Annotated in this window: 22 protein-coding genes; 20 read left to right on the plus strand and 2 right to left on the minus strand. The window is 39.8% G+C overall.

The window, feature by feature from the left end:
- Position 1: 1 nt before the first annotated feature.
- The 17 genes from FHG64_RS14895 to FHG64_RS14975 all read left to right on the plus strand — a co-directional run bounded on the left by FHG64_RS14895 (position 2) and on the right by FHG64_RS14975 (position 18,354).
- Complete coding sequence (locus FHG64_RS14895; RefSeq protein ID WP_139067151.1) at positions 2 to 637, plus strand: class I SAM-dependent methyltransferase; 636 nt, start codon at positions 2 to 4, stop codon at positions 635 to 637.
- Positions 634 to 1,611 (plus strand): glycosyltransferase family A protein, encoded by a 978-nt coding sequence (locus FHG64_RS14900; RefSeq protein ID WP_168191373.1) that lies wholly within the window; start codon positions 634 to 636, stop codon positions 1,609 to 1,611. The genes FHG64_RS14895 and FHG64_RS14900 overlap by 4 nt, the downstream gene beginning before the upstream one ends.
- Positions 1,608 to 2,795: a glycosyltransferase family 4 protein gene (locus FHG64_RS14905; RefSeq protein WP_139067153.1), complete on the plus strand. Its 1,188-nt coding sequence runs from the start codon at positions 1,608 to 1,610 to the stop codon at positions 2,793 to 2,795. The genes FHG64_RS14900 and FHG64_RS14905 overlap by 4 nt, the downstream gene beginning before the upstream one ends.
- Before the next feature lie 102 nt (positions 2,796 to 2,897).
- Positions 2,898 to 3,566 (plus strand): class I SAM-dependent methyltransferase, encoded by a 669-nt coding sequence (locus FHG64_RS14910; RefSeq protein WP_139067154.1) that lies wholly within the window; start codon positions 2,898 to 2,900, stop codon positions 3,564 to 3,566.
- 391 nt (positions 3,567 to 3,957) lie between these two features.
- On the plus strand, positions 3,958 to 5,469 hold the full coding sequence (locus FHG64_RS14915; protein ID WP_246054135.1) for a glycosyltransferase family 2 protein: 1,512 nt from the start codon (positions 3,958 to 3,960) through the stop codon (positions 5,467 to 5,469).
- Complete coding sequence (locus FHG64_RS14920) at positions 5,459 to 6,454, plus strand: glycosyltransferase family 2 protein (RefSeq protein WP_139067156.1); 996 nt, start codon at positions 5,459 to 5,461, stop codon at positions 6,452 to 6,454. The genes FHG64_RS14915 and FHG64_RS14920 overlap by 11 nt, the downstream gene beginning before the upstream one ends.
- Positions 6,451 to 7,440: a hypothetical protein gene (locus tag FHG64_RS14925; protein WP_139067157.1), complete on the plus strand. Its 990-nt coding sequence runs from the start codon at positions 6,451 to 6,453 to the stop codon at positions 7,438 to 7,440. The genes FHG64_RS14920 and FHG64_RS14925 overlap by 4 nt, the downstream gene beginning before the upstream one ends.
- 9 nt (positions 7,441 to 7,449) lie before the next feature.
- Positions 7,450 to 8,253: a class I SAM-dependent methyltransferase gene (locus tag FHG64_RS14930; RefSeq protein WP_139067158.1), complete on the plus strand. Its 804-nt coding sequence runs from the start codon at positions 7,450 to 7,452 to the stop codon at positions 8,251 to 8,253.
- A gap of 1 nt (position 8,254) precedes the next feature.
- On the plus strand, positions 8,255 to 9,463 hold the full coding sequence (locus tag FHG64_RS14935) for a glycosyltransferase (RefSeq protein WP_139067159.1): 1,209 nt from the start codon (positions 8,255 to 8,257) through the stop codon (positions 9,461 to 9,463).
- Positions 9,464 to 9,518: 55 nt separating this feature from the next.
- Positions 9,519 to 10,532, plus strand: a complete 1,014-nt coding sequence (locus FHG64_RS14940) for a glycoside hydrolase family 32 protein (RefSeq protein ID WP_139067160.1) — start codon at positions 9,519 to 9,521, stop codon at positions 10,530 to 10,532.
- Positions 10,533 to 10,582: 50 nt separating this feature from the next.
- Positions 10,583 to 11,644, plus strand: a complete 1,062-nt coding sequence (locus FHG64_RS14945) for a glycosyltransferase (RefSeq protein ID WP_139067161.1) — start codon at positions 10,583 to 10,585, stop codon at positions 11,642 to 11,644.
- Positions 11,645 to 11,875: 231 nt separating this feature from the next.
- Positions 11,876 to 13,009: an O-antigen ligase family protein gene (locus tag FHG64_RS14950; RefSeq protein ID WP_246054137.1), complete on the plus strand. Its 1,134-nt coding sequence runs from the start codon at positions 11,876 to 11,878 to the stop codon at positions 13,007 to 13,009.
- A complete protein-coding gene (locus tag FHG64_RS14955) occupies positions 12,966 to 13,979 on the plus strand; it encodes a glycosyltransferase family 4 protein (RefSeq protein ID WP_139067163.1) in 1,014 nt (337 codons plus the stop codon). The genes FHG64_RS14950 and FHG64_RS14955 overlap by 44 nt, the downstream gene beginning before the upstream one ends.
- Positions 13,979 to 14,992 (plus strand): glycosyltransferase family 4 protein, encoded by a 1,014-nt coding sequence (locus FHG64_RS14960; protein ID WP_139067164.1) that lies wholly within the window; start codon positions 13,979 to 13,981, stop codon positions 14,990 to 14,992. The genes FHG64_RS14955 and FHG64_RS14960 overlap by 1 nt, the downstream gene beginning before the upstream one ends.
- Positions 14,976 to 16,421, plus strand: a complete 1,446-nt coding sequence (locus tag FHG64_RS14965; protein WP_317133571.1) for an exopolysaccharide biosynthesis polyprenyl glycosylphosphotransferase — start codon at positions 14,976 to 14,978, stop codon at positions 16,419 to 16,421. Before FHG64_RS14960 ends, FHG64_RS14965 begins: the two co-directional genes overlap by 17 nt.
- Positions 16,422 to 17,732: 1,311 nt before the next feature.
- Positions 17,733 to 17,945, plus strand: a complete 213-nt coding sequence (locus tag FHG64_RS14970; protein ID WP_139067165.1) for a hypothetical protein — start codon at positions 17,733 to 17,735, stop codon at positions 17,943 to 17,945.
- A complete protein-coding gene (locus FHG64_RS14975) occupies positions 17,935 to 18,354 on the plus strand; it encodes a putative toxin-antitoxin system toxin component, PIN family (protein ID WP_139067166.1) in 420 nt (139 codons plus the stop codon). The genes FHG64_RS14970 and FHG64_RS14975 overlap by 11 nt, the downstream gene beginning before the upstream one ends.
- Here FHG64_RS14975 and FHG64_RS14980 read toward each other — a convergent pair.
- Entirely contained in the window at positions 18,351 to 18,587 is a 237-nt protein-coding gene (locus FHG64_RS14980; protein ID WP_139067167.1) for a hypothetical protein, read from the minus strand. The two genes, FHG64_RS14975 and FHG64_RS14980, sit on opposite strands and share 4 nt — an antisense overlap.
- A gap of 1,728 nt (positions 18,588 to 20,315) precedes the next feature.
- Between FHG64_RS14980 and FHG64_RS14985 the strand changes: the two genes are divergently transcribed.
- Together FHG64_RS14985 and FHG64_RS14990 are read left to right on the plus strand one after the other, a co-directional pair.
- The gene (locus tag FHG64_RS14985) at positions 20,316 to 20,540 is read left to right on the plus strand and encodes a hypothetical protein (protein WP_139067168.1); all 225 of its coding nucleotides are present in this window, start codon (positions 20,316 to 20,318) and stop codon (positions 20,538 to 20,540) included.
- Positions 20,541 to 20,616: 76 nt separating this feature from the next.
- On the plus strand, positions 20,617 to 20,838 hold the full coding sequence (locus FHG64_RS14990; RefSeq protein WP_139067169.1) for a hypothetical protein: 222 nt from the start codon (positions 20,617 to 20,619) through the stop codon (positions 20,836 to 20,838).
- A gap of 1,297 nt (positions 20,839 to 22,135) precedes the next feature.
- On the opposite strand, the gene lnt is transcribed toward FHG64_RS14990, so the two are convergent.
- Positions 22,136 to 23,728: an apolipoprotein N-acyltransferase gene (gene lnt / locus FHG64_RS15005; protein ID WP_139067170.1), complete on the minus strand. Its 1,593-nt coding sequence runs from the start codon at positions 23,726 to 23,728 to the stop codon at positions 22,136 to 22,138.
- A 534-nt stretch (positions 23,729 to 24,262) separates the two neighbouring features.
- Here lnt and FHG64_RS15010 point away from each other — a divergent pair.
- Positions 24,263 to 25,579: an IS110 family RNA-guided transposase gene (locus FHG64_RS15010; protein WP_139067171.1), complete on the plus strand. Its 1,317-nt coding sequence runs from the start codon at positions 24,263 to 24,265 to the stop codon at positions 25,577 to 25,579.
- Positions 25,580 to 26,194 lie beyond the last annotated feature (615 nt).

The raw sequence follows: 26,194 nt of genomic DNA on the forward strand, positions 1-26,194 counted from the left end.
ATTGAAAATCAAAATTATAGATACTGTCCTGAATGTTACCCGCAATTTTGTTAGGGATTTGATCCGGAGTCATAGGGCCCGAGTCCAGGCAGGAGAAACCAGGAAACTTCGAATAAATAAATCCACAGATTACAGGCGCTGGGAAAGAACTACAGAATTGTTTCCCGATTGGGATGAGCGCACAACGATTCTGGCAGGTTATATTGAACCCGGATCCAGAATTATAGAGTTTGGAGCCGGTAATATGGCCTTAAAAAATAGTCTTCCATCCGGCTGTTCTTATACTCCATCAGATATTTATAAAAGATCGGACGATGTAATAGTATGTGACCTTAACCAGCCTGTTTTGATCGATCTTTCGCTGTATGATACCGCAGTTTTTAGTGGGGTTCTTGAATATGTTTATGATATAGATAAAGTTTTTAATCAATTAAAGCCTTTTGTGAAAAATGTAGTGTTGTCCTATTCCTGCAGGGATTTGTCTGATGCGAACCGATTGGAAAGAGGCTGGTTAAGTGATTATTCCCAAACTGAACTGGAAAGTATTTTTAGAAAATATAATTATGAAATAATTGGCACGGGGCAATGGAGAAAACAATTGTTATATTCCCTGAAGCAGAAAAAAAGCCCCCAATGAGAACCGGTTCCAATCCTCAAAAAACGCAGAAGAAGATTGCTTTGAAAACCAATCACAGAGTAGTGGTTGTGGTATTCATTCCGGCGCTCACCGGTTATTACCAGAATTCTCTGGAGGTATTTGAGCTTTGCATAAAATCACTTATTCTTGCTAATAATGGGCACTATTCTATTACTTTGGTCAATAATGGTTCTTGTAGTGAGGTCGAAGACCTGATAGAAAGCTATTCTTCAGAAGAAATAGATTGTATAATTCATCACAGGCAAAATATCGGGAAAATTGATGCATTAGTGGGTGCTGCAAGAGGGGCACGGGAAGAATTGATCACTTTAAGTGATGCAGATATTCTTTATAAACCAAACTGGGATTCGGCAATCTACGAAATTTTTAATGCGTTTAAAAAAGCCGGTTCCGTCTCTCCCATTTCATTCAGGCATGGATTGTTCTATGGCACAAGCTCAGTTTTTAAGCAAATTCTATTTGGCCGGATAAAATTTTCTTACCTGCCGGTTCCTGAGAATTTTGACGACCAGAACAAATATCTCTCAAGCATTAACTGGAACAATGAAAAAAATGATCAGGTTAAGTGGCCCATTGTTTCCAGGAATGGCGTCCGGGCAATAGTCGGCAGTGGACATCAGGTAATCACAATTAAGAGAGAAGTTCTTTTTTCTACTGTACCCAAAATTCCATCCCTGACTCTTGTAGGCGGGGATTCTGAGAACAAATATATAGATGAGCCCATAGATAAAGCCGGATTGATGAGGTTGAGTACCTATCAAAATTTTGCGTATCACATGGGAAACCAGGTGGAAGACTGGATGCATAACATCCCATCAGGTCAAAAGTTAAATATCCAAAGTCAAGATATTTCTCCTTCAGAAAAGAAAAAAAGAAAAACCCCTTCACATAAAGTCTATATTTTGAAAAAGCATTTATTAAAGACATTGTTTAAACTTCGGTATCCGGGATGAAAACAAAAGTTTTAATAATAGGCCCTATTGAGGATCATGGAGGTAGGGAGCTTGAAGCGGGTTTTATTGTATCTGTATTAAAAGATGATTTTGATGTAAGTGTGCTATCTACCGGAAATATGTCCCCTAAATCTCAGTTTTATGAGATTAGTGATGGGATTAGAATGAAATCTTTGAAGCAAAGGTTGTTTAAAAAGTACAAGTTATTGAGACCGGCTACGATTCTAAGTTATTTAAGGAACAGGAGAAAAGAGCCATTATATTTTTACGTGAATAATAAATTTAATTTAAGACTCATTAAATCCCGTGAGAAGAATATTTTAAAAGAAACCATTGAAAAGAATGATCTGATCTTCGTAATCGCCCATCTTCAAACTTTGCGCACGAAAGAGATAATTGAACTTTCAGAGAAGCTTGGAAAGCCTTTAATATTTAGAACTACAGGGAAAATTTTAAAACAGAAATTTCCGTCATATCTTCAGAAAGTCACGCATTTCATACATCATTCTTATCACAATGCCCGGAGTTTACATGAAAAAATAAATGAGCCTAAATATCACATTATCGACCAGACATCTTTTTTGGAAAATGAACTCCTTAAGATACCTCTGGCTAGCAAAAGGGTAACCAATTTTGGGGTGATTGGAAGATTAAGCCCGGAAAAAAACCTGGAAAATCTGATACTCTATTTTAAAGAAAGTAGCGACCTTAGCGATACCTTGTTTTTGATTGGAGAGGGAGAGTTACGCTTGAAGCTTGAAAACATTTGTGCGGGAATTCCGAACGTTAGGATATTAGGATCAATCGCTTCAACAGAAATCCCGGAAATTTTTAGAGAAATTGATTGTTTAATCCTGGCATCTTACTCAGAGGCAGGGCCACTTGTGGGAGTCGAGGCAATGGCTTCAGGACGCCTGCTATTAAGTACCAGAGTTGGAGCTATGGAAGAAAGGCTTCGCGGTACAGGAAATGACTTTTGGTTTGAAGCAGACAGCAAGGCATCATTTGTAAAACAGTTTAAACGAATAAAGGAATTAAATTCTGAGGAAATATCTGAAATTGCAGCGAATAACAGGAATGTTTACCTTAAAAAATATTCTCACAAAGAAATCGCAGAGTCTTATAAAAATGCAGTCAATTTTGCACTCAATGATAACAAAAGCCGAAATAACTCATATTCATAAATTTTTTATACAGATTCTGAGGTGATTGTAAAAAAATCCAAGTGCAGATGACAAATTGGGTACATGATTTTCCGATAGGAGAAATTACTTCTATAAGATAGAATGGAGCATAAAATTAAAATGTTACAGGTATATGAAAGATTCTGTTCGGCAGAAGGCAATCAGCATATTGCCAGTGAATATGCAATTTTAAAGTTACAGCACGTCATCAGGAAGTTTGACATAAAAAATGTGTTGGAAGTGGGGCTGGGAATTGGGAGTATAGCCGGAACACTTATACGAGTGAATGAGAACCTAAATTATACAGGAACTGAAATCAACCCTTTTTGTTTAAAATCTCTTAGCACAAATATAGGGAGTAATTATGAACGGCTCAGGATACATCCCGATTTGAGAACTGTGCCGGCTAATAAAAATTTCGATCTTGCAATCGTTGATGGAAATGACGTAAACCTAAAATCCCTAAAGAAAATGTTGTCCAAGAGAGGTATGATTGTTCTGGAAGGTGATCGGTTGAATCAGCAAAAAGAATTACAGGATTTATTTCCCCGCCACAAAATAGTACATTCCATAAGTCTCAGGAAAAACAAAAGCTATAGTCCCTTTCCTGAAGAAGAGTGGCAGGGAGGTTTGAAGATCATTTTTATTAATCCCTCCCGCAGTCAAAATGCCTGGTGGTTGAAAGAAAAGATCCTGACAATGCTTAAATATCAATTTCCCGGAAGGCATTTTGGTGTAGAGGATTTAAAAGTAAAAAAACCAAAAAATTAATATTGATGATTACATTAGCTGAATTAGGGCTGGAATTTTGGCATTGCATTATCTAATTTGGCAGTGGATCTTCTTTGAAATGTTAATGAAAGCGTTATAAGATCGGTTCTCGAGAGAAAATGCAGAAGACCGCTCTTACTAGAAAGACTTTGATACTTTTTTAAGGACTGAGTGATATTACGGGTGAAATAAATTATTTCCAAACCTGATCCTTTTTTAAATATTTAAAAAATACTTTTTCAAGTATTTTAAAGATGGTGAAGTTAGGTGGTTGGAATTGAATTTATTTACATTTGTTTAAACCTCAACACCGAATAATTCAATGATTCTCATAATCCATCATAAGGCTGAAAAGCTTCTCAGCATCAGATATGAGGATAAGACGATTCAAATGTCAGAAGTTGATCTTTGCTCCGGTTTCTGGGAAATGGCAGAAAAATATCCCAATGAGATCATCGCCTGGTGTGAAGAAGATTTTGAGAACGATATAAAATCAATTGCGTGGAAAGACGTCTTCCACCACGATCTTATTATGGCTTCCTATGCGATCAAGTCAGCTTATATACCTGACACCATTGGATATATCGATCAACTTCCTTTTGTAAATTTTAACAGAGAAGTGCCGTATCCCACCTGGAGGATGAGCACAGATATTGGGGGGATTAAAGGGAGAGTATTACTCGAGTTTCAAAAATTTTTTGCACACATAAAAGATTTCGGGCTGCTATTGACCTCAATTGCCAAATTGGGCCAACAAAATGGTTTGTTCTGTTATAGTAGTCCCCATTTAATAAAAGATAAGGAAATTGCCTTACTTGAACCAATTTTTAATACAGCATCAAAAAAAGAATTGTTTGCTTTTGTATATGCACATTACAAGATGATAAGACTCTGGTTGCTCTTTTTGTGTTTTATGAGATATGAAAAGTCATTTCCGCTGCAGGCTTTTTTGTATGTGCTTTTTCAAAGAAAATATTTTAAGAAGAATGTGGATCTTTCAGGTATTTCCATGAATTCAAGAAAATTAGGGTTAAACCATGATAACATTGATGTTATAATTCCTACCCTGGGACGTAAAAGTTACCTTTTGCAAGTGTTAGAGGACTTTAAAAAACAAACCCAGGTCCCTCAGAAAGTAATTGTTGTAGAACAGAATCCAGAACTGGATTCCCAAACTGAACTACCTGAGCTTAAAACTAAAACTTGGCCTTTTGAGATCGTTCATCTTTTCACCCATCAAACAGGAGCCTGCAATGCCAGGAATTTGGCCCTTAAAGAAGTAACTGCAGATTGGGTTTTCTTTGCAGATGATGATATAAGATTGTCCTCGGAACTTCTAAAACAGAGTATTTTAGAATTAAACCGTTTGGAAACAGATTGCCTTAATATTAATTGTAAGCAAAAGGATGAGGAGAGAGTTTTCCATAAAATCAAGCAGTGGGGAAGTTTTGGTGCAGGTACCTGTATAGTGAATAAGTCTTTTTGCACAAAGCTCAATTTTGATGATGTTTTTGAATATGGCTTTGGCGAAGACCAGGATTATGGTATGCAATTGAGAAATATTGGTTGTGACATTATATATCATCCCCATTTAGAAATCCTGCATCTGAAAGCACCTCGCGGTGGTTTTCGCACTGTTGTCGCCACTCCCTGGGAAAAGGATAAGCCTAAACCTTCGCCAACATTGATGGTACTTGCAAAAAAATATTATTCACTACCTCAAATAAGAGGATATAAGACTGAATTGTTCTTGCGATATTATTGGAAACAAGAAATAATAAACCCTATAAAATATTTTAAAATGATGAGCCAGCGGTGGAAAATCAGTGAAGAATGGGCTGAAAAATTAATGGCCGACAAGGAATCGAAATCACTTAAGACTGAATTAAGTAATGAATTTTAGCTTGATTATTTGCACCTATAAAAGGCCTCAGGTTATAACTAAACTACTGGAATCTGTTTTCTTGCAGAATTTAGTTCCAAATGAAATAATAGTAGTGGATTCTTCACCTGATGTCCATACTAAGGATTTATTGAAAGGAGATAAGTATAGGGGACTCAAATATTATAAGGTAGGCAAGGAAGATCAGGGACTTACCCGGCAGCGAAATTTTGGAATAAGAGAGACCAATGAAGATATAGAAGTAATCACATTCCTTGACGACGATATTATTCTTGAACCTGATTATTTTGAGAATCTAATAGCTACCTATTCCGAAAAACCTGATGCAATAGGAGTAGGGGGGTATATAATTAACGAGGTCGACTGGAGAAAAGCGGTGAAGTTGTCAACATTTAATGAATTCACAAAGGATGGCTACACCAGGAACCTGGGAAGCAGAAATTTACTTCGAAAAAAACTTGGTCTTTTAAGCGATAAACCTCCAGGTTTTATGCCGGAATACTCAAATGGATTATCAATAGGTTTCCTGCCTCCATCTGGGAAAACTTATCCGGTAGAATTTTTTATGGGTGGAGTCGCTTCGTATCGAAAAAAATTATTTAAGAGTCTTAGTTTCTCTAACTATTTTGAAGGATATGGTTTGTATGAAGATATGGATTTTTGCATACGTGCCTCCCGTTTAGGCCAGTTGTATGTCAATACTTCTGCAAGGGTAATTCATAATCATGCTGAATCCGGAAGGCCTGATCATTTGAAATATGGCAAAATGGTGATCAGGAATGGTTGGTATGTGTGGCGCTTGAAACATCCTCAACCTTGTCTTACCAACAAATTAAAATGGTATGCGACAGCAATTCTTTTAGGTGGTATCCGTTTTGGGAATGTTTTAACCACAAAAAATAGAAGTGCTGCTTTATTTGAAAGCCTGGGACGCTTAAGTGGTTTGGTAGATTTATTATTTCACAAACCGAAAATCAACCAATGAAGGTAATAATTTACGCGCCTGTTGATGTTTTTTATTATTCATATTATATAGAAGGCTTCTATAGATTGTACGGAAAGAAAAACATTAAGTTTTCAACTTCTGAATTCCCTGCTTTTCCCGAAAGAGTTCTGGCAGCCATAATTAAGGAAGGCGCTACAGAAAAGAGAATTATTATCGATGCTCTTGACACCTCCGCTATTTTTGGGAATCCTATGGAATGGAGTGATGTCTACGGTAAAGTAAATTACAATGAAAAAAAAATTCCTAATCAATTCCAGAATCAAATTATCGCCTTAGGGCCAGGCTTTGGTATTAAATTATGGTCATTTCCTCAAACTTTACAATTGGCATTAACAAATTACATCAAATCCAGAAATAGAATTTATTTAAAAAAATATTTCTTTACAAGTTACTGGAGACAATATAAAAGATTACCTCTTTCGGATTATAAAAAATCTATTCCTCAAAAGGCGTTTATATTTTTTTTAAGTTCACTGTGGAAAAATGAAAGTAAAACGAATGAAAGAAGAGCAAATTTTATAATTGCCTGCAAAGAGTTAAATCGGGTAAATTTCGAAGGAGGATTTGCACCCAGGTCAGATAATATGGATTTGGGATATAAAGAATTGATTTATAAAAGAATACCGTTGAATAAATATTTAGATAAAATAAAAAAGTCGATCTTAGTCTTTAATACTCCGGCTGTACAGGATTGTCATGGATGGAAGTTGCCGGAATTTTTACTACTGGGGAAGGCGGTAATTAGTACAACTCATGTAAATGATTTAGCAACCCCACTTGAACATGGTGTTCATTTGCATTATGTTGGCGATTCAAAAGAGGAAATAAAAGTGGGTATATTAAAAGTTTTAGAAAATCCGGAATATCGCAAAAACCTTGAGCAAAATTCTATGGAATATTTTTCAAAAAATCTGGCACCTCAGGTTGTAGTTAAAAGATTAATTGATCACCCTGGAATTAAATAAAAATTGTTTATGAGTTCTAAAAAAGGATTAGATATAAATAAAAAGCAGCAGGAGTTTTATGAGAATAAAAAGAAAAATTTTGCCACAAGGATATGGTCTTTTTTTCGAAATGGAACTTTAAATAAAATTAAAAAAGAAATAGGAGTAGAACAGGATATCTATAATTTGCATGTAAGTTGGTTTGGGGATCTTTCAAAAAAGAAAGTACTTGATCTGGGGTGTTATGAAGGAAATTCGTTGACATATTATTTAGCCGAAAAATCTCTATCATATCTGGGTATTGACCTGAGTGAAAAAGCTATAAAATCTTTAAATGGCAGATTGATAAAATTAGACCATGCAGAAGCAAGAGCTGTTGATTTTCTTTCAAGCGATTTTAAGGAAAAGGATTTCGATCTCATATATGCTTATGGGGTGCTGCATCATTTTGAAAATGTAGATGAATTGATTTCGCGGTTAAAGGAAAAGCTAAGCAAGGATGGCGAGATTGTAAGTCACGATCCGCTGCAAACCAGTTTCCCAATCAAGGTCGTCAGAACTATATACAGACCTTTTCAAAGCGACAGGCATTGGGAGTGGCCGTTTTCCAAAAAGACATATTATAAATTTGAGCAAGCTTTTAATATAAAAGAGCGCAGGGCGGTTTTGGGAAAAGCCAAATGGAGTGCGATGTTTGGAATTTTACCCATTTCTGAAGAAAACAAAATAGATCGGGCGAAAAAGTGGCACCAGGAAGACTGGGAAAACTCCCGGGATTCCGATGCGCATATGTTCAAATGCATGCACCTTAGCATGCTTATGAAAAATAAATAAAATGAGGTTCGCCATCTTCACCCATGTGCAGCATTGTGAGCGGAGAGGTAAGTTTTACGCCTACTCTCCTTACGTAAGAGAAATGAATCTGTGGTTAAAACATGTGAGTGAGGTGGAAGTACTAGCCCCCGGATCCAAGAAAGGGGAGATGGAAAATTCAGGATTACCCTACCATCATTCAAATCTTAGCTTTACATCAATTCCCTCTTTTAATTTTCTAAAAATAGCTTCAATAATTAGGGCTGTTTTAATTATTCCCATCATTTTTTTCCGAATTATCAGAAGCATGCGGAAGGCAGATCACCTTCATCTCCGTTGCCCGGGAAATATTGGGTTGCTAGCCTGTATATGTCAAATATTCTTTCCAAACAAACCAAAGACGGCCAAATATGCCGGCAACTGGGATCCGGAGGCTAAACAACCGTGGACTTATAATCTTCAAAAATGGATACTAACCAATACATTTTTGACCCGAAACATGAAAGTACTTGTCTACGGTGAATGGCCAAATCAAACAAAGAATATTTTTCCCTTTTTTACAGCTTCTTTTTGTGAAACGGAAAAGGAAGTAGTGGAAAAGGAGTTTACTCAACCATACAGATTTCTTTTTGTCGGGAATTTAGTAGAGGGAAAGCAGCCATTATTCGCCCTGCAATTTGTTGTAGCCTTTAATGAAGAAAGAAATATCAAGGCAGAAATTCATATTTATGGGGATGGTCCCTTATTTAATAATTTAGAAAAGGAAGCTCAAAATAAAGATTATATTCACCTGTACGGAAGTCAGCCTCTTAGTTTACTAAAGCAGGCATATAAAGAAGCCCATTTTCTTATTCTTGCTTCAAAAAGTGAAGGGTGGCCAAAAGCAGTGGCAGAGGGGATGTTCTTTGGGTGTATCCCCATCGCCACAGCAGTTAGTTGTGTCCCTTTTATCCTTGGAGGAGGGAGTCGTGGGATTATTACTCAAAGAATCGATGAGAGAGAAGAGGAAAGTAAAGATTGGAATGTGGAAAGTCAGAGCATGTTTAAAAAGAAGGAAAGTGGACTTAAAACTGAAAATAGTCCGGTCGTATTAGAGAAAACTTTGGAAAGGGTTATATGCCTATTAAAGGATGCGCAGGAGATGAGACGGATGTCAAAGGAAGCACAGCAGTGGAGTCAGGAGTATACATTAGAAAAATTTGAGGTTGAAATTATTAAAATTTTACAATAGGAAAAAGTAAAAAGTTATCCTATAACATGTTTTACAGTTGCTTAAATTAAGATTAATGAGGAAAATATTGAAATTATCCATCATAGCTTTTTTTATTCTTATAAGTGCATTGTTATGGGCTAATTACAGATATGCCTTTTGGAGCGTGAAGGGGGGAGGCTGGTCTATTGGTACCAATACGCTCAGCGAATTTTTTATAGAAAATCCTGTAAAAAACAGCAAAATTTTCTCAATAAAATGGCTAAATCAACAGACTGAAGAAAATTCAATATTTCTAGCTGATCCGTTTCTTTTTGTTGAGAATAACGTTTACTATATTTTTTTTGAACATCAGGCAGAAGGAAATGCAAATATTGGTTTAATTAAATCATTAGACGGTAAGAATTATTCATTTGAGGGGAATGTTTTAAATGAAAAATTTCATCTTTCTTTTCCTCAGGTTTTTAAAGTTAATGAAGAATATTATATGCTTCCGGAAACTAAAGAAACTGGACATGTTTTATTATATAGAACTGATAACTTTCCTTTTGACTGGAAAATATTAGATACTTTAATTAAAAATGTAAGCTATAAAGATCCCGCAATTTTACTATCAGATACTTTGAAGATAATTAGCGTGAGTGATGATAAGTTAAAACAATCGTTTTATAGGGCAGATAGTTTAAGGGGAGAGTGGAAACCGGAAATTAGGTTTAAACACAGATTTGGCGATGAAACCAGAGCCGGGGGCAATTTTTTTCAGATCAATGGTGAATGGTTTTTGCCCTTACAAAAAAATAACAGGGGCTATGGTTCAGGTATTTCTATCTTTAGATTAAAATTTGAGAAAAATGAATTAAAGTTGGAAAAACATTTGGATACTTATCTGGATAAAATTGACAGTATTGAGTGGTTTAATAGAGGAATGCATCATATTTCAGTTTTTCCTGTAAATGATAAGTTTGAGGTTGCTTTTGATGGCGATATTAAAAATTTAAAGAATAAAAAAGACGTAAACTGGAAGGCATCCTTAAAATATAATTTTTATGATCTAAAAAAGTTTTTTAAGGAATTAGTCCCAAATAAATAGATAATTCCTTCAGAAACTTTCTAAATGGAAAAAAGTGAGCCAAAAATAGTATGAGAGTACTTCAAATAATTGATTCTTTACGACCAGGAGGAGCGGAGAAGATGGCGGTGAATATTGCCAATGCTTTGCTGCCTTTTGTCGATAAATCCTTTCTTTGCTGCACAAGACAGGAGGGCTTATTAAAAAAGGAGATCAAGAATGAAGTAGGTTATTTATTTTTGTCTAAAAAATCCAGTCTTGATCCTCTCGCGATTTTGAAGCTGAAAAAGTTTATTCGAGAGAATAAAATTGAGCTCGTACACGCCCACAGTACATCATTTTTTCTGCCAGGAATTTTAAAATTATCGGGGAGCAAATTTAAACTCATATGGCATGATCATTATGGAGAAAGTGAAAATTTGGAAAAAAGGGAGTATAGAATTTTAAAAAGGTTTTCAAAATTATTTTCCGGAATCATTTCGGTGAATACGGTTCTTAGGAATTGGGCAATTCAGAAACTGGATTGTAATAAAGTGATTGAGATTAAAAATTTTATACCCGAGCTGGAGCTTACGGAAGAATCGAAAATTAAATTGAGAGGGAATCAGGATGATTTTAAAATTATTTGCGTAGCGAATCTCAGGCCTCAGAAAGACCATCTTACTCTATTGAGAGCTTTTGAGATGTTGAAACCGGATATAAATGTGAGCTTGCATCTTATTGGAGAAGATCCGGGAACTATGTATTCCGCTTCAATTCTGAAAGCAATAGAAAATTCATCTGTTAAACATAAAATCTTTTTTTACGGAACTCAGGTTGGAATAATACCTTTCCTTAAAAAGGCAGATTTAGGAATTTTATCATCACGTTCTGAAGGTTTGCCCTTAGCTTTACTGGAATATGGTATGGCAGGTTTACCTGTGATTTGTACGAGAGTAGGTAAGTGTCCCGAGGTAATAGGAGAATATGGAGAAACAGTTCCTAAAGAAAATTCTAAGGCCTTAATAGAAAAAATCAATTTCTATATTAACCACCCAGATAAAATGAATATTGATTCTACTCAATTCCAGCAAAGGATTAAAGAAAAATATTCAGAATTAATAATTATAAATAGAATTTTAGACTTCTATTAAATGATAAAACAGGAAAAATATACGAACATCCTATATATAAAACTTCTCCTGCTTCACGTGGGTTTGGCTTTCCTGATATATTCTTTTAGGTCTTTATCCACTGCCTTATTGATTTCAGTAATCGGATATTTTCTATTTATTACAATTCAAAATCAAAACAGAAATAATGAGGCCCTTATGGCCGCGGCATACATCGCCGGTGCAGAAGTTTTTTTTAGGATGACCGGGGGAATGGTTTTTTATGAAACCGGCAAATATTCCGTAATCATTTTCTTAATCATAGGTATGTTTTTTAAAGGAACTTCTTCTCGAACTGTACCTTATTGGATCTATTTAATAATATTATTACCAGGGATAATTGTGGCATCAATAACAATGAGTTATGAGGCTGAATTTCGAAAGCTTGTTATTTTCAATTTAAGTGGCCCCATTGCTTTAGGGGTGTCGGCCTTGTATTGCTATTACAAGAAAATAAAAAAAGAGGATTTTCAGAAAGTTTTACTTATGCTGTTACTTCCCCTTATCACTCAAATGATTTACCTTTTCTTGTATACACCGACTTTACATGAAGGTATAATTAGTTTATCCGGTAATTACGCTGCAACAGGGGGCTATGGTCCTAATCAAATCTCAACAGTTTTTGGGTTAGGTGCTTTTCTTTTGGTTACACGAATCTTTACCGTTAAGAATAGATTTATTAATATTATTGATATTGTTCTTCTTGTGTTGATGGGATATAGAGGAGTTATTACTTTTTCGAGAGGAGGAATTTTTACGGCTATTATTTGTATTATAGCCTTTCTCGCCTTCTTTTACTTAAAGCAAGAAAAAAAAGAACAAACAAATACCGCTTTCAAAATCATTCTTATAGGAATTTCAGTTATACTTATTTGGACTTATTCATCAATTAATACCTTTGGATTAATTGAAAATCGTTATGCAAACAGGACAGCTGGAGGTGAGTTAAAGGATGACATCACAACGGGTAGGGTAGAAATTGTTGAAAATGAACTTCTTGCTTTTTACAAACATCCCGTCACTGGCATTGGAGTTGGAAAGGGAAAAGAATATAGGGAAGAAAATTTTGGCTTTGGTATTGCCTCTCACAACGAAATTAGCAGACTTCTTTCCGAGCACGGGTTATTAGGAATTGTTGCCATCCTAATCCTTATATTTGTCCCCATAGTTTTCTGGACGAAATTTAAAAACAACTATTATTTCCTGGCATTTGTGGCCTTTTGGTTCCTTACCATAAACCACTCTGCCATGAGGATTGCATTGCCGGCTTTTGTATATGGGCTGGCATTATTATATATCGTAGATGAAAAAAAGGATCCTGTATATAGGAAACGACTTAGCAATTAACAGCTTTACGGCTACCTATATCTCCTTTTTCAGCAAGGTGCTTAAAAAGGAGGGATACGAGGTGCGCAAGGCTTCCAACAAGAATAACAAGGCCCTGCGCCTGGTGGAGATGCTGCGCCTTATTGCCAAACACCATAAGGCTACAGATGTGGTGATCATCGATACCTACGGGGCCATGAATTTCTATTACGCCTACCTGGTGGCCAAGGCCTGCCAGATCTACAACCTGGATTATATCCCTATCCTGCACGGCGGGAATCTTCCGGACAGGCTTAGCGATAACCGCTTCCTTAGCAAAAGCCTTTTTGGAAAGGCAAAGATGAATGTGGCGCCCTCACTGTTCCTTTATAATATCTTCAAAGAGGCAGGATTTGACAATTTACAGATCATTCCCAACTCTATTGAACTTCGGAAATATCCGTTTAAAGAACGAAGCGCTTTCAAGCCCCGGTTGTTATGGGTACGCCGCTTCCAGGGCAGATACAATCCCATGCTGGCAGTGAAGGTGCTGGAGAATCTACTGCTCACTTACCCTGAAGCCCAACTATGTATGGTGGGGCCGGAGAAGGATGGGAGTATGAAGAAATGTGAGGCCTATGCCGAAAAATATAAGCTGCCGGTCACTTTCACCGGAAAGCTGAAAAAGAAGGAATGGGCGGCGATCGCCAAAGATTATGATATTTTCCTGAATACCACCAACATTGACAACACCCCCATAAGCGTGATAGAAGCCATGGCCCTGGGCCTTGGAATGCTCTCTACAGATGTGGGCGGGATGCATTACCTGGTAACCGATGGGAAAGATGGGCTGCTGGTACCTGCCAAAGATGAGGTAGCGATGACCAATGGGGTAAAGCAGCTTATTGAGAACCCCGATGATACAAGAGCAATGGTGAGAAAGGCAAGGGAGAAGGTGACGGCTTTTGACTGGGAAGTTGTGAAACACGACTGGAATAAACTCCTGGAATAATGGGAAAAACTGTTCTATATATTGGCAACAGGCTTTCTTCATCCAATACCAACCCCACCACCCATACCACCCTGGAAGAGGGGTTAAAGGCTGAAGGTTTTGAGGTGATCTCTGCCTCCCCCTTAAAGAACAAGCTGCTAAGGCTGTCGCATATGCTGCTGGTGTTCTTCAGAAATTTCCGAAAAGCAAATTACGTCCTCATCGATGTGTACAGTACGCAGAATTTCTGGTACGCGGTGCTGCTGGCAAGACTTTCAGCAGCATTCTCAAAAAAATATATCCCAATTTTGCACGGGGGAGACCTGAAGAAGAGGTTTCAGCAATCGCCCAAACCTTCAGCAAAACTTCTGAAGAGGGCTTACTGCATCGTATCCCCTTCAGAATATCTAAAAGCAGAAGTGGAAGCGCTGGGATATACTTCAGTAAAATATATTCCGAATCCGCTGTTCCTCGCGAAGTATGACTTTCAGCAAAGAACCTCCTTCCAGCCGAAATTATTATGGGTGCGGGCATTTGATGAGATCTACAATCCGCTGCTGGCATTGAAAACGCTGGAGATCCTCAGACATCAACATCCTTCAGCAGAACTTTGTATGGTGGGGCCGGATAAGGATGGGAGCATGGGGAAGTGCCGTAAATATGCTTCAGAAAAAGATCTGCAAGTGGATTTCCATGGGAAGCTGAAGAAAAAGAAATGGACGCGCCTGGCTGCGAGCTATGATATTTTCCTGAATACCAGCAATATTGACAATACCCCGGTGAGTGTGATCGAGGCGATGGCGCTGGGGCTGCCGGTGGTCTCTACCAACATTGGCGGGCTCCCGTACCTTATTGAAAACGGCGTGGACGGCCTGCTGGTGCCTCCCAATGATCCCACGGCAATGGAAGCCAAAGTGAGCGCCCTGCTGGAAGATCCCGCTGCTGCAAAGACCATGGCTGCCGCCGGAAGAAAGAAAAGTACACAATTTGACTGGGAACTTATAAAAGGTCAATGGCATGAGGTTCTTTCCTGAAAATTTTTATCTTAGGGCGAAAGATTCCCCTATGCCGCAAAAGTCACTGGTCCACTTCGAGATCTCTGAACGTAAGGTGCTGCTGCGCCTTATAGATAATGTGGCGGTGCTGTTTTGCCTTAGCCTGGTGGGCATCATCTTTGACTACGCGTATTTTAAAGTTACAGATTACCAGTGGGAGTGGGTCTTTATGCTGCTGCTCTACCTAAATATCTTTTCCACAATTTTTGAACTCTATGACCTGCAGCAGGCGGGCAGGTTTGAGGCCGTCCTCAAGAACGTGATCCTCACTTCCTCCCTTACGCTGCTGTTCTTTATACTCACGCCGCGTTTAACCCCCAGCCTTCCCGACTACCGGATACAGATCCTCTTCTTTTTCCTTACGATGACCGGGGCGCTGCTGCTGTGGCGTTATGCCTATATCACCCTTATCTCCTCTGCGCGATTCTACAAACGCGTGCTGCTCATTGGCGACGCGGGGGAGCTGGATGTGATGGTGGAGGCCCTGCAAAAGAGCGATCCCAATTACGCGGTGATTGGCTATATAAATACCTCCCATTCCAATAAGCTGCCGCATTCGCCGGACCTCTTGCAATTTACTGCGGAAGAATTATCCTTTGTGCTGAAGGATCAACACATCAACGAGGTGGTGGTGGCAGGATCTGCCGTGAAGAACAAGGGCGTGAGCATTTCGCTTTTGGAGGAGCTGAACAATTTGCTTATCGAGGGCGTCTCTATAAAGGATTACACACAGGTGTACGAGGATATTACCTACCGCGTGCCGGTGCAGCATATAGGCAATGACTTCTATAAGTTCTTCCTCTTTAGCCGAAGCAACCAGAACAAGCTCTACCGCTTCTTCCACAGGATGTTTGACATTTTCACCGCGATAATCGGCCTGCTGCTGTGTGCCCTTATCATTCCCTTCGTATGGCTGGGCAATCTCTTCGGAAACAAAGGCTGCCTGTTCTATACCCAGGAGCGTATAGGGAAGAACGCGATCCCTTTTAATATTCTGAAATTCCGCACCATGCCCGAGAATTCAGAACCAAACGGCCCGCAGTGGTCCCCAAAGAACGACCAACGAATAAGCTGGTTCGGACGACTCCTTCGTCGAACCCGTATCGATGAATTCCCGCAGTTCTACAATATCCTGAAAGGAGAGATGAGTGTCATTGGCCCCCGCCCCGAGCGTCCTGTCTTTGTAAAGGAGCTAAGCGAAATGATCCCCTTTTACAAAACCCGCCACATCATAAAACCCGGCCTCACCGGCTGGGCCCAGGTAAAAGCCAACTACGGCTCGTCGCATGATGATAGTCTGGAGAAGCTCCAATATGACCTGTATTACATCAAGCACAGGGGGTTGTTTTTGGATCTTAATATTTTGCTCAAGACGTTTAGTACGGTTTTGTTTTTCCGTGGGCACTAGGTTAGTATTGAGATTTTAGATATGAGTATTGAGATTGGGTGGGGGATGGTTTTATGTGTAGAGGTTTCTTTTTTGTATAGTGTAGATTGTATAGTGTATAATGGAACGTGGGGTGGCGAGAGAGTCTGGAGTCTAGAGTCTAGAGTCTGGACTTGATTGTGAATGGGTTCATGATTTTAATTCAGTTTAGATAATAGGCAGAACAGCTAGCTGTCGAAAAGAAAACCGGGCTCCCCTCCTTTTTTCAAGGAGGGGTGGACGCCTTCGGCGGACGGGGTGGTGCTGGGGGAGTTGGAGGTAGGTTCGTAGTGGGTGTTAGGTTGGTAGGAGAGTCGCTCGGGGATCATACATAGTCTCGCCTCCTTAGTTTTAATAGTAGTGTGAACAAAAGAGAAAAATCGTCTTATAAAGAAACCTCACAGGTTTCAAAAACCTGTGAGGTTTGAGCGTGCTCCATTGGGAAAGAGTTCCTAACGAAGATCCAGCCCGGCGAGGGAGACCTACCAGGTTATATTCTCTACAAAGGTCATCTCTTCTTGTTGAAGTCTAATTCAGTTAACGAGAAACCTGGCAGGTCTGGTTCGGGGTTTATATACAGTTGATGCAAAAGTGAGTGATATCTATTTTTAAACACTTATATAATTGTTGTAATTGCCAATGACACCGGTAATCTTCCCCTCCTCCGGAGGGGTGGCCCCATGGGCCGGGGTGGGCCTGGGGGAGTTGGAGATAGGGTCCTAGCGGGAGTAAGGTTGTACGACGGTCGCTGGCGGATCATAAATAGTCTCGGCTCCTTAGTTTTAATAGTAGTGTGAAGAAAACAGAAAAATCGTCTTATGAAGAAACCTCACAGGTTTCAAAAACCTGTGAGGTTTGATCGTTCTCGATGAATAAATAGCTTCTAAGGAAGATCCAGCCAGCGAGAAAGACCTACCAGGTTGAATTTCCTGCAAAGTCTATCTATCCTAATTAAAGTTTAATAATGCAAGTGAGAAACCTGGCAGGTCTGGTTCGGGTTTTCCTTCCTGTTTGTCTTATGAGCACCTGGTTGTAAAACTACGATGAGGGTATAATTCTTTTTCCGCCATCCTAAAGGGTGGCGGAAAAAGCATTGTAACTAAAAAGCTTCTCATTTTAATTCCCACCTTTAGGGCCGGGGCATGGAAGTAAAATTTCCGGGATCTTGATTTGAAGAAGGTTACTCTGGAATGGTAGAGAAGAGGACGCCCAGATTTGATAAATACCATTCTTTTTTAAAAAAGAAGCAGAAAGTTTTATTGAAAATTTATTCTTAGCTTTATAAAAAAAGTGATGGAATCAATTAAGATTGACATATTGAATCCGAAAGCCAAAAAATTGCTCCAAGACCTGGCTGACCTGAATTTGATAAAGATCAGAAAGTCAGATCAACCTGATTTTACAGCGCTTCTTACCAAATTAAGGTCAAAGTCTACAGAGGGAATTAGTCCTGAGGAAATTTCTAAAGAAGTAGAGAAGGTGAGGAAATCCCGCTATGAAAAATAAGAGGGTAATCCTGGATACCAATCTCTGGATAAGCTACCTTATTACAAACAGCTTCACGGAAATAGATGAATTCATTCAAGATGGAATAATTATTTTAGTTTTTTCAGAGGAGCTATTGGATGAGTTTATAGAAGTGGCAAAAAGGCCTAAACTCAGAAAATTTTTTGCAACGAAAGATGTAGAAAGCTTATTAACCACTTTTAATGAATTTGCCGAATTAATAGCCATTGAATCACAGATCGATGTATGCCGGGACAAGAAAGATAATTTTTTGCTCAACCTTGCTATAGATGGAAAAGCAGATTATTTAGTAACAGGAGATAAAGATTTATTGGTACTGAAAAAGATTGATAAAACCCATATACTCACCTATCGGGAATTGGTGGAGAAATTAAAGGGAAATTCTTAATTACTAAGATCTGCAATTAGATGATCTAAATTTTTATCAAACTCATCCAGTTCCATTAAAGTCGATTCTCCAGAATCAATTGCATAAATTTCATTTTCCAGCTGTTCCTGCACAGAGGAAAAAGTATTTTTTCCTTCCACAAACTGTATCTCTTCCTGATCGAGTTTTTTTAGAAACCACAATAGATGTTGATAGGTTTCCTCATTCTTGATTTTAATATGCAGTGTATTCATGTTCTTTTTTTATAAAGATAAGAATATGTGCTGAATGTGTAAGGTGAATTTTAACAGAGAGCGTCTAGAATCTAGAGGCTAAAGACTGGACTTGATTGTGACTGGGTTCATGTGTAGGGGTTCTTTTTTGTATACTGTAGGCTGTATACTGTATAATGTGGGTTTCAGAGAGTCTATAGTCTGGAGGCTGGATTTGCTTGTGACGAGCTGGATGTTTTCTCCTCTTTCCTGTCATCCTGAGACCTGCGGTAAAAAATTTACCTAGCGTGAGGTGATGACGTATGAATATCATCAATGAATATAATATTCTTCTTTGCAGAATTTCTCCCGGCCTACGAAAGTTTATCGTAAAATTTGAAATGAGGTGGCGTAAGAATTTTAGGCTGTTTGAGCGAAACGTAGTATTCTCGTCAGAATACACATTCCCGCGAGTTCCTAAAATTTAGCCACCGAATGATATATTTAGATAAGGTTTCGTAAGCCTAGACTTTTTTCCTTCTTTTTTTTGCAACCGACGACCAGAGGGAGAGGATTGCAGCAAAAAAGAAGGAGCGGTCTTATGAAAGGGGGATAAACTCGACACCGTTTCTTCCATAATAGAAAGGAAAATATACTCCAATGAAATACGTCAATGATAACGAAGTGAAGGATCCCTACCCCCGGTGCAGAGGGAAGGGGCCGCAGCTAAAACAAACAGATTATCCATTGACCCAAAACTGCAAGGACTCGCTTCTCCTCCCGCAGACATTCAAAGAGAAGGTATCATTATCATCCTCGCCAGAGATCCTTAGTCGCGCGAAAAAGCGCTCCGCAGGATGACAAAATAGGGGGATGAGAGTTCCCCTCCTCCGGAGGGGTGGCCCCGTGGGCCGGGGTGGGCTGGGGGAATTTGAGATAAGGTCGTATTGAGATTAAAATTGGTAGGAGAGTCGCTGGCAGATCATAAATAGTCTCGCCTCCCTAGTTTTAATAGTAGTGTGAAGAAAAAAGAAAAATCGTCTTAGGAAGGTTTGAACGTGCTCCATTGGGAAAGAGTTCCTAAGGAAAATCCAGCCCAGCGAGTAAAACCTACCAGGTGAAATTCACGAAAAAGGTCATCGATACCCGTACTCTTCCCCGCCTCTGGAGGGGTGGCCCCATGGGCCGGGGTGGGCCTAGGGGAATTGGGAAAGGTGTCGTACCGGGAGTAGGGTTGGTAGGATAGTCGCTGGCGGATCATAAATAGTCTCGGCTCCTTAGTTTTAATAGTAGTGTGAAGAAAACAGAAAAATCGTCTTAGGAAGAAACCTCACAGGTTTCAAAAACCTGTGAGGTTTGATCGTTCTCGATAAATAAATAGCTTCTAAGGAAGATCCAGCCAGCGAGAAAGACCTACCAGGTTGAATTTCCTGCAAAGTCTATCTATCCTAATTAAAGTTTAATAATGCAAGTGAGAAACCTGGCAGGTCTGGTTCGGGGTTTCCTTCCTGTATATCTTATGAGCACCTGGGTGTAAAACCACGATGAGGGTATAATTCTTTTTCCACTTTGCCCCGCCCTAAAGGGTGGCGGAAAAAGCATTGTAACTAAAAAGCTTCTCATTTTTAATTCCCACCCTATAGGACCGGGGCATGGAATTAAAATGATCGGAATTATGATTTGAAGGAAAGTCCCGGAGATTTCTAATCAATTGGCGCATCATTCCGTAGGCACTTTTTTCCTATCTTTAATAAATCAGGAAATAAGATTATGAAATTGAAAGACCGCATAATTCAGAAAATAGAAAACCTTCGGGATGAAGAGTCTTTGCTTCAGCTTGAAAGATGGCTGGATGCTATTTCTGCTGTTGATGAAACTTTCAGCAGGGAGGAAATAAATTCTGTAATGGAAGGGTATTCTCAATATGAAAATTCTGAACTAATGGATCAGGAAGAAGTAAATCGCTCGTTTGAAGAATGGAGCAGAGGAAAATAAAATGCTAAGCCCATCGGCATACCCTGTTTAATAAGTTAGATAAGAAATCATTATTTTTGTTATAAATTATTCGGAAATGGATATTAAGGCGGAAAAAATTAAACTGATTAAATTGCTGCTGGACACAGACAATCCGCAGATTATTCATTCTATAAGGCAGATTTTTATAAAAGAAAAATCCACCGATTTTTGGGACGAACTTTCTCCCGACCATCAAAAAGAAATCCTTGAAGCCTCTGCCGAAATAGAGCAAGGAAAAACAACTGACTACGAAACCTTCATGTCTCAACATAGGTGATGGTGAGAAAGGTTGTTATCTCAAAAATCGCTGAACGTAAACTAGAGAAACTTTTTCAATATTTACTGGAAAATTTGTCGGAAAAGGTGAAATCTAATTTTATTAGAAAATTGGATAGAGACATTGCGCTCATAATATCACAACCAGAAAGTTTTCCGCGATCTGAGAAAGACCCCAGATTGAGAAATGTGTCGTTACCAGGCAAACGACTTTATATTTTAGGTTTGATGATCAAGAAATTAAAATTCTAACAATTTTTGACAACCGACAAGATCCTGAAAAATTGAAATCTGATATTTAATAAGAATTTTCGTTTAAGGATTCTTTTACTGAGTATCCGAAAAACCAAGAAAAATTGTCTTGCTAAGGAAACCTCACAGGTCTCCAAGACCTGTGAGGTTTGAGCGCGCTCCATTGGGAAAAGGTTTCTAAGAAAGGTCCTGCCAGCGAGGTAGACCTACCAGGTTGAATTTCCTGCGAACTCTATTTATCCTTTTTAAGTTTAATCTACAAAAAGAGAAACCTGGCAGGTCTGGTGTCGGGGTAAAAGTTTGTTCTCCGGTTTAATCTTGCAGCACGTTTCCGCAGAAAATTTTAGTGGACCTCCAAGCTTCACCCCCGCCCGGGATCCTTACTCGCGCAAAAAAGCGCACCGCAGGATGACAAAAAAGGAGGGTAATTCAAGAAAATAAAGTAATCAACAATTTAGCACCCTGCCACGGAGAGTGAAGCGAGCCAACAGTTACTTATAACACGCCCTGACTATCCACTCTCCATTTTTTTCAACTAACAGTCGACAACCGATAACTGACAACTTTTTCAACTTACAACTTACGGCCTACAACTTGATTTTGCAGCCCGTTTCCGCAGAAAATTTTAGTGGACCTCCAAGCTTCACCCCCGCCCGGGATCCTTACTCGCGCAAAAAAGCGCTCCGCAGGATGACAAAAAAAGGGGGGCACTCTCCACTTTTTTCAAACCGACAACCGACAACCGATAACTGACAACTTTTTCAACTTACAACTTACGGCCTACAACTTGATTTTGCAGCACGTTTCCGCAGAAAATTCTGGTATATCCCCACCTCTCACCCCCGCCCGGGATCCTTAGTCGCGCAAAAAAGCGCTCCGCAGGATGACAAAAAAAGGGGGCACTCTCCACTTTTTTCAACCTACAACCTACAACCTACAACCTACAACCGACAACTTTTCAACCTACAACCTACAACCTACAACCTACAACTGATAACCTACAACCGCTAACCCTTCCCCTCTCCCCCTTTGGTGGCCGGGGGGCTTTACCTCTTCACCTTCTTCTTAAACGGCACCACCGCGAACAGGAACAGGAACAGGGCCAGGAACTGCGCTACCCTCGCGATGTAATCACCGTATTTCACATAAAAGGTTTCCCCTGTGTTGAGGGTGACGTTGCCTTTGATGCTGCCGAGTTCTGTGTAGCCCAATGTTTGCAGCAAATCTCCCTTTTCATTGATAAAAGCCGAAATTCCTGTATTGGCACTACGAACGATGGACCTGCGGGTTTCGATAGCGCGGAGTTTGGCGTAGTTGAGGTGCTGCTTGTGGCCCTGGGTGTCGCTCCACCAGGCATCGTTGGTGATGATGGTTAGAAAATTGGCGCCATTGCGCACATAGCCGGTCACATATTCCCCGTAAACCGATTCGTAACAAATAATAGGCGCGGTGGAATAACCGTTATTCAGCTCGAAAATTGAACGCTCTTCCTGGGTGGTCTTCATCGCTACTGTCCCACCTAGATCTATCATTATATCCCCCAGAATTGGCCTCAGGACGCTTTGATAAGGAAAGTTCTCCACGCCAACAACGAGTTTCGACTTATGATACAGCTGCGGAAGGCTTTGCCTGTTCATCATAAACGCCGAATTGTAGTCGTTGTACCAGTCATTAGGCCCTATCTGATTAGTTTGCTTGGCTACCCTCGCCGGATCCTGAAACCTGTCATACATCTGAATTCCGCTAAGGAAATTGAGATTAGGGTACTGGTCCAGCAATTGCCTGCTGTAATTGGCCGCCTGACTTTGCTGAAACCTGGGCAGGGGAGTACCATCTGCAAAAACAGTTTCCGGAGCTACCAGGATCGCGGTGGAATCGGTTACGTTCTCTTTGCTGAGGTCCAGCAGGAGTTCACCGATGCGGGTATCGGTTACATTATATTTTTCCTTGTAAGGATCTATATTAGGCTGAAGAATAACAGCCTCCAGAGTTTCCTCACTTTCAGAATAATTGTGGACGATGATATAGGAGAGGGCGATAGGCACAGCCACGAATAGTGCGGCTTTGATAACCCCGCGCCAAATGATCTCGCGCTGCCTGAATTCCCTGTAGGCCAGTACTGCCTTGAAAATAGCCACATTCACCAGCAGGATCCACAGCGTCCCGCCGAAGGCCCCGGTATATTCATACCATTGCACCCAATTATGGGTTACCGCAAATACGTTACCAAGGTTGAGCCAGGGCCACGAAAATTCCCAGCCAAGATGCAGCTTCTCAAACACGATCCAGATGCTGATTAAAAAAGCCGTCGAAGCCCTGAAATTACTGCGTTTCGCCACCACGTGATACAGCAGGAACACAAGCGCCATTAGCAGCGAATTCACCAGGATCGCAAAGGCCGCTCCAAAGAACGTAGAGTAGTAGAGCCAGTAGGTGGTGATGAGGTTCCAGATAAAAAAGCTCACATAAGCCAGCCCCAGTACCTGCAGCTTAATATTCCTGCTCTCAGAGTTCCGCACGCGGAACTCGGCGTACAGTAATGGCACGAAGGCTAAAAATATCAATAAGGGAAATCCGTAAGTAGGCCAGGCAAGCGCCAGGAGGAATCCGCTGAGTAATGCGTATAGGAGGTTTTTCATTTTTGTCAATTCCCTTCAAAAATAGGAAAGAGTTGGGAGTTTTCGTAGGAAAAAGTCGTTAGTCGTTAGTCTTTAGTCTTTAGCGGGTTTAGTGGTTGCCGTTCAGGGTTTGGGGTTTGTTGTTTGTTGTTGGGTTTTTCTGAAGAGTTTAATTCTAATTTTTCCGAGGTTAATTGTATTTAACCACTGAGTTATAGGAGTACTGCACGGAGGACCACGGAGTTAAAACTTCGCGCAACAGGTAAGTCCAGCCTCTAGATTTCAAATTCTACTTCCAACCACCTCGCCGTCACTTCGAGATTTGAGATAAAAAAAATTTTATCTAGCGAAGAATATTGACGTAGGGGATTGTATTTTTATAAGGGAATTTAAACCACAATTTGGCCGATATACACATAGTGTTTTATACCTGTGTTCGAGTATGGTTTTCGGAAAATAATGGTAGCGATTTTGGTGCTCAACTTCGTATTGATGCCCGCATGGTAGTCTTACTGCTTTAGAATTCTCCGATGTGGTTTTTAAACTTTTTCTATTATGAAGAAAATTCACAACCATGCTGCGGGCATTGATATTGGAGCCCGCAAAATTTTTGTAGGTCTTGAAGGGAGAGAAGTAAAAAGCTTCGAGACTTTTACTGAGGATTTGGAAATGGCAGCGGATTATTTGATCGATAATAATATCGAAACTGTTGCTTTGGAAGCCACTGGAGTTTATTGGGTTATTCTCTTTGATATTCTACAGGCCAGAGGAATCGATGTCTGGTTGGTAGATGGGAGAAGTACTAAACAAGTTCCCGGCAGAAAAACAGATGTAAAGGATTGCCAGTGGATACAACAGTTACATAGCCATGGTCTTCTTAGCAGATGTTTTGTAGCAGAAGATCTTGTCCAGGAACTTCGGGAATATCAACGCCTTCGGGAAGATCACATTCGCAGTGCGGCAATGCATATAAATCATATGCAAAAAGCCCTCACCATGATGAACATCCGCTTAAAAGAAGTTTTAAGTCAAGTACATGGAGCCAGTGGATTGAGGGTAATCAGAGCTATTCTCAAAGGAGAAAGAAACCCGAAAGTCCTGGTGGAGTTATGCGAAAAAAGCATTTTAAAAACAAAAAGGGAACTGGTAATAAAATCTCTAAAAGGGCACTACACTCAGGCAGGTTTATTCGCACTGGAGCAGGCAGTTGCTTGCTATGATTTTTATCAGGTACAAATAGTGCGGTGTGATGAAAAATTGGATGAAGTTCTTAAGAAGATGAGCGGAGAGAATGGTGATGCATCCCTAAAACCCGGCAAGAAAAAAACAAGGAAGCCTATAAGGCATCACAAACCCAAGATTAAAAACCTCGACCGCTATCTACTAAGTGTATTTAACTATAGGGATGCCACTGTTCTGCCTGGAATAACAGATTATACCTGGATGCAACTCCTTGCCGAGGTAGGTTCAGATATGAAGAAATGGGCAACAGAAAAACATTTTACTTCCTGGCTTGGCCTTGCTCCAAAACAGCACCACTCCGGCAAAATGAGGAAAAACCATAAATCAAAAGGTCAGCCCAAAGCAGGATTAATCTTCAAACAAGTGGCCACAAGCCTTCTCAACAGCAAAAAAATTGCACTAGGTGCCTTCGGCAGAAAACTAAGAGCCAGAAAGGGACCGAGCCACGCTATAAAAGCAATGGCCAGAAAACTGGCAGAACTTTACTGGAAGTTATTTGTTAGAGGTTTAGATTATATAGAAAAAGGAATAAAAGATTATGAAGAGAAAATTAACCTCAACAAAGAAAGAAGTGTAAGAAAAATGGCGAAAGAGCTTGGGATGGTAATTAGCTATAATACAGCTAGTTAAAAAATACGTCAATGGTAGTGTTTTTTCCTGCAGCGAAAGCGGAAGGAAAAAATGTATCGAGAAGTCTATGGAGTTCCGAATTTTATAGTAATCTGAAATCTTTTCTTGTAACAACCTTTCCAGACTCGAGCCTCTCTTTTCCTATCGAGAATAATCTTCCTCACGAGGGTTCTCGATACAAATTTTTTCTCCCTGCCGGTCCTAAAAATTCACTCGAACTGACGATTCGTTGTTTTAAAGTTAGTTCGTTACTTTTAATACCACCCCGTCACTTCGAATGTTTTTTCCTGCAGCGAAAGCGGAAGGAAAAAATGTATCGAGAAGTCTATGGAGTTACAGGCGTCCTGCCCGGAATTTAGGATTTCATCTTATCTCATAATTTCCGAAATAGTATAAAGCGCCCTCTCCACCGTCACCCTGAATTTATTTCAGGGTCTGATGGTTAGAACAGGGGGGCAGTCAAAGGCCGGTGCTGGTAATGAACTGCAGGTGAGAATGGGTGAAGTGTGAGGTTGATCATCAGTATAAGATGTTAGATGCTGAAACGAGTTCAGCCTGACGTGACGAGAGTAAGTATAAATGTGAGTTGAAAGAGGTCTGCATGTAATATGGAGT

It is taken from the genome of Antarcticibacterium flavum, assembly GCF_006159205.1.
Lineage (GTDB): Bacteria > Bacteroidota > Bacteroidia > Flavobacteriales > Flavobacteriaceae > Gillisia > Gillisia flava.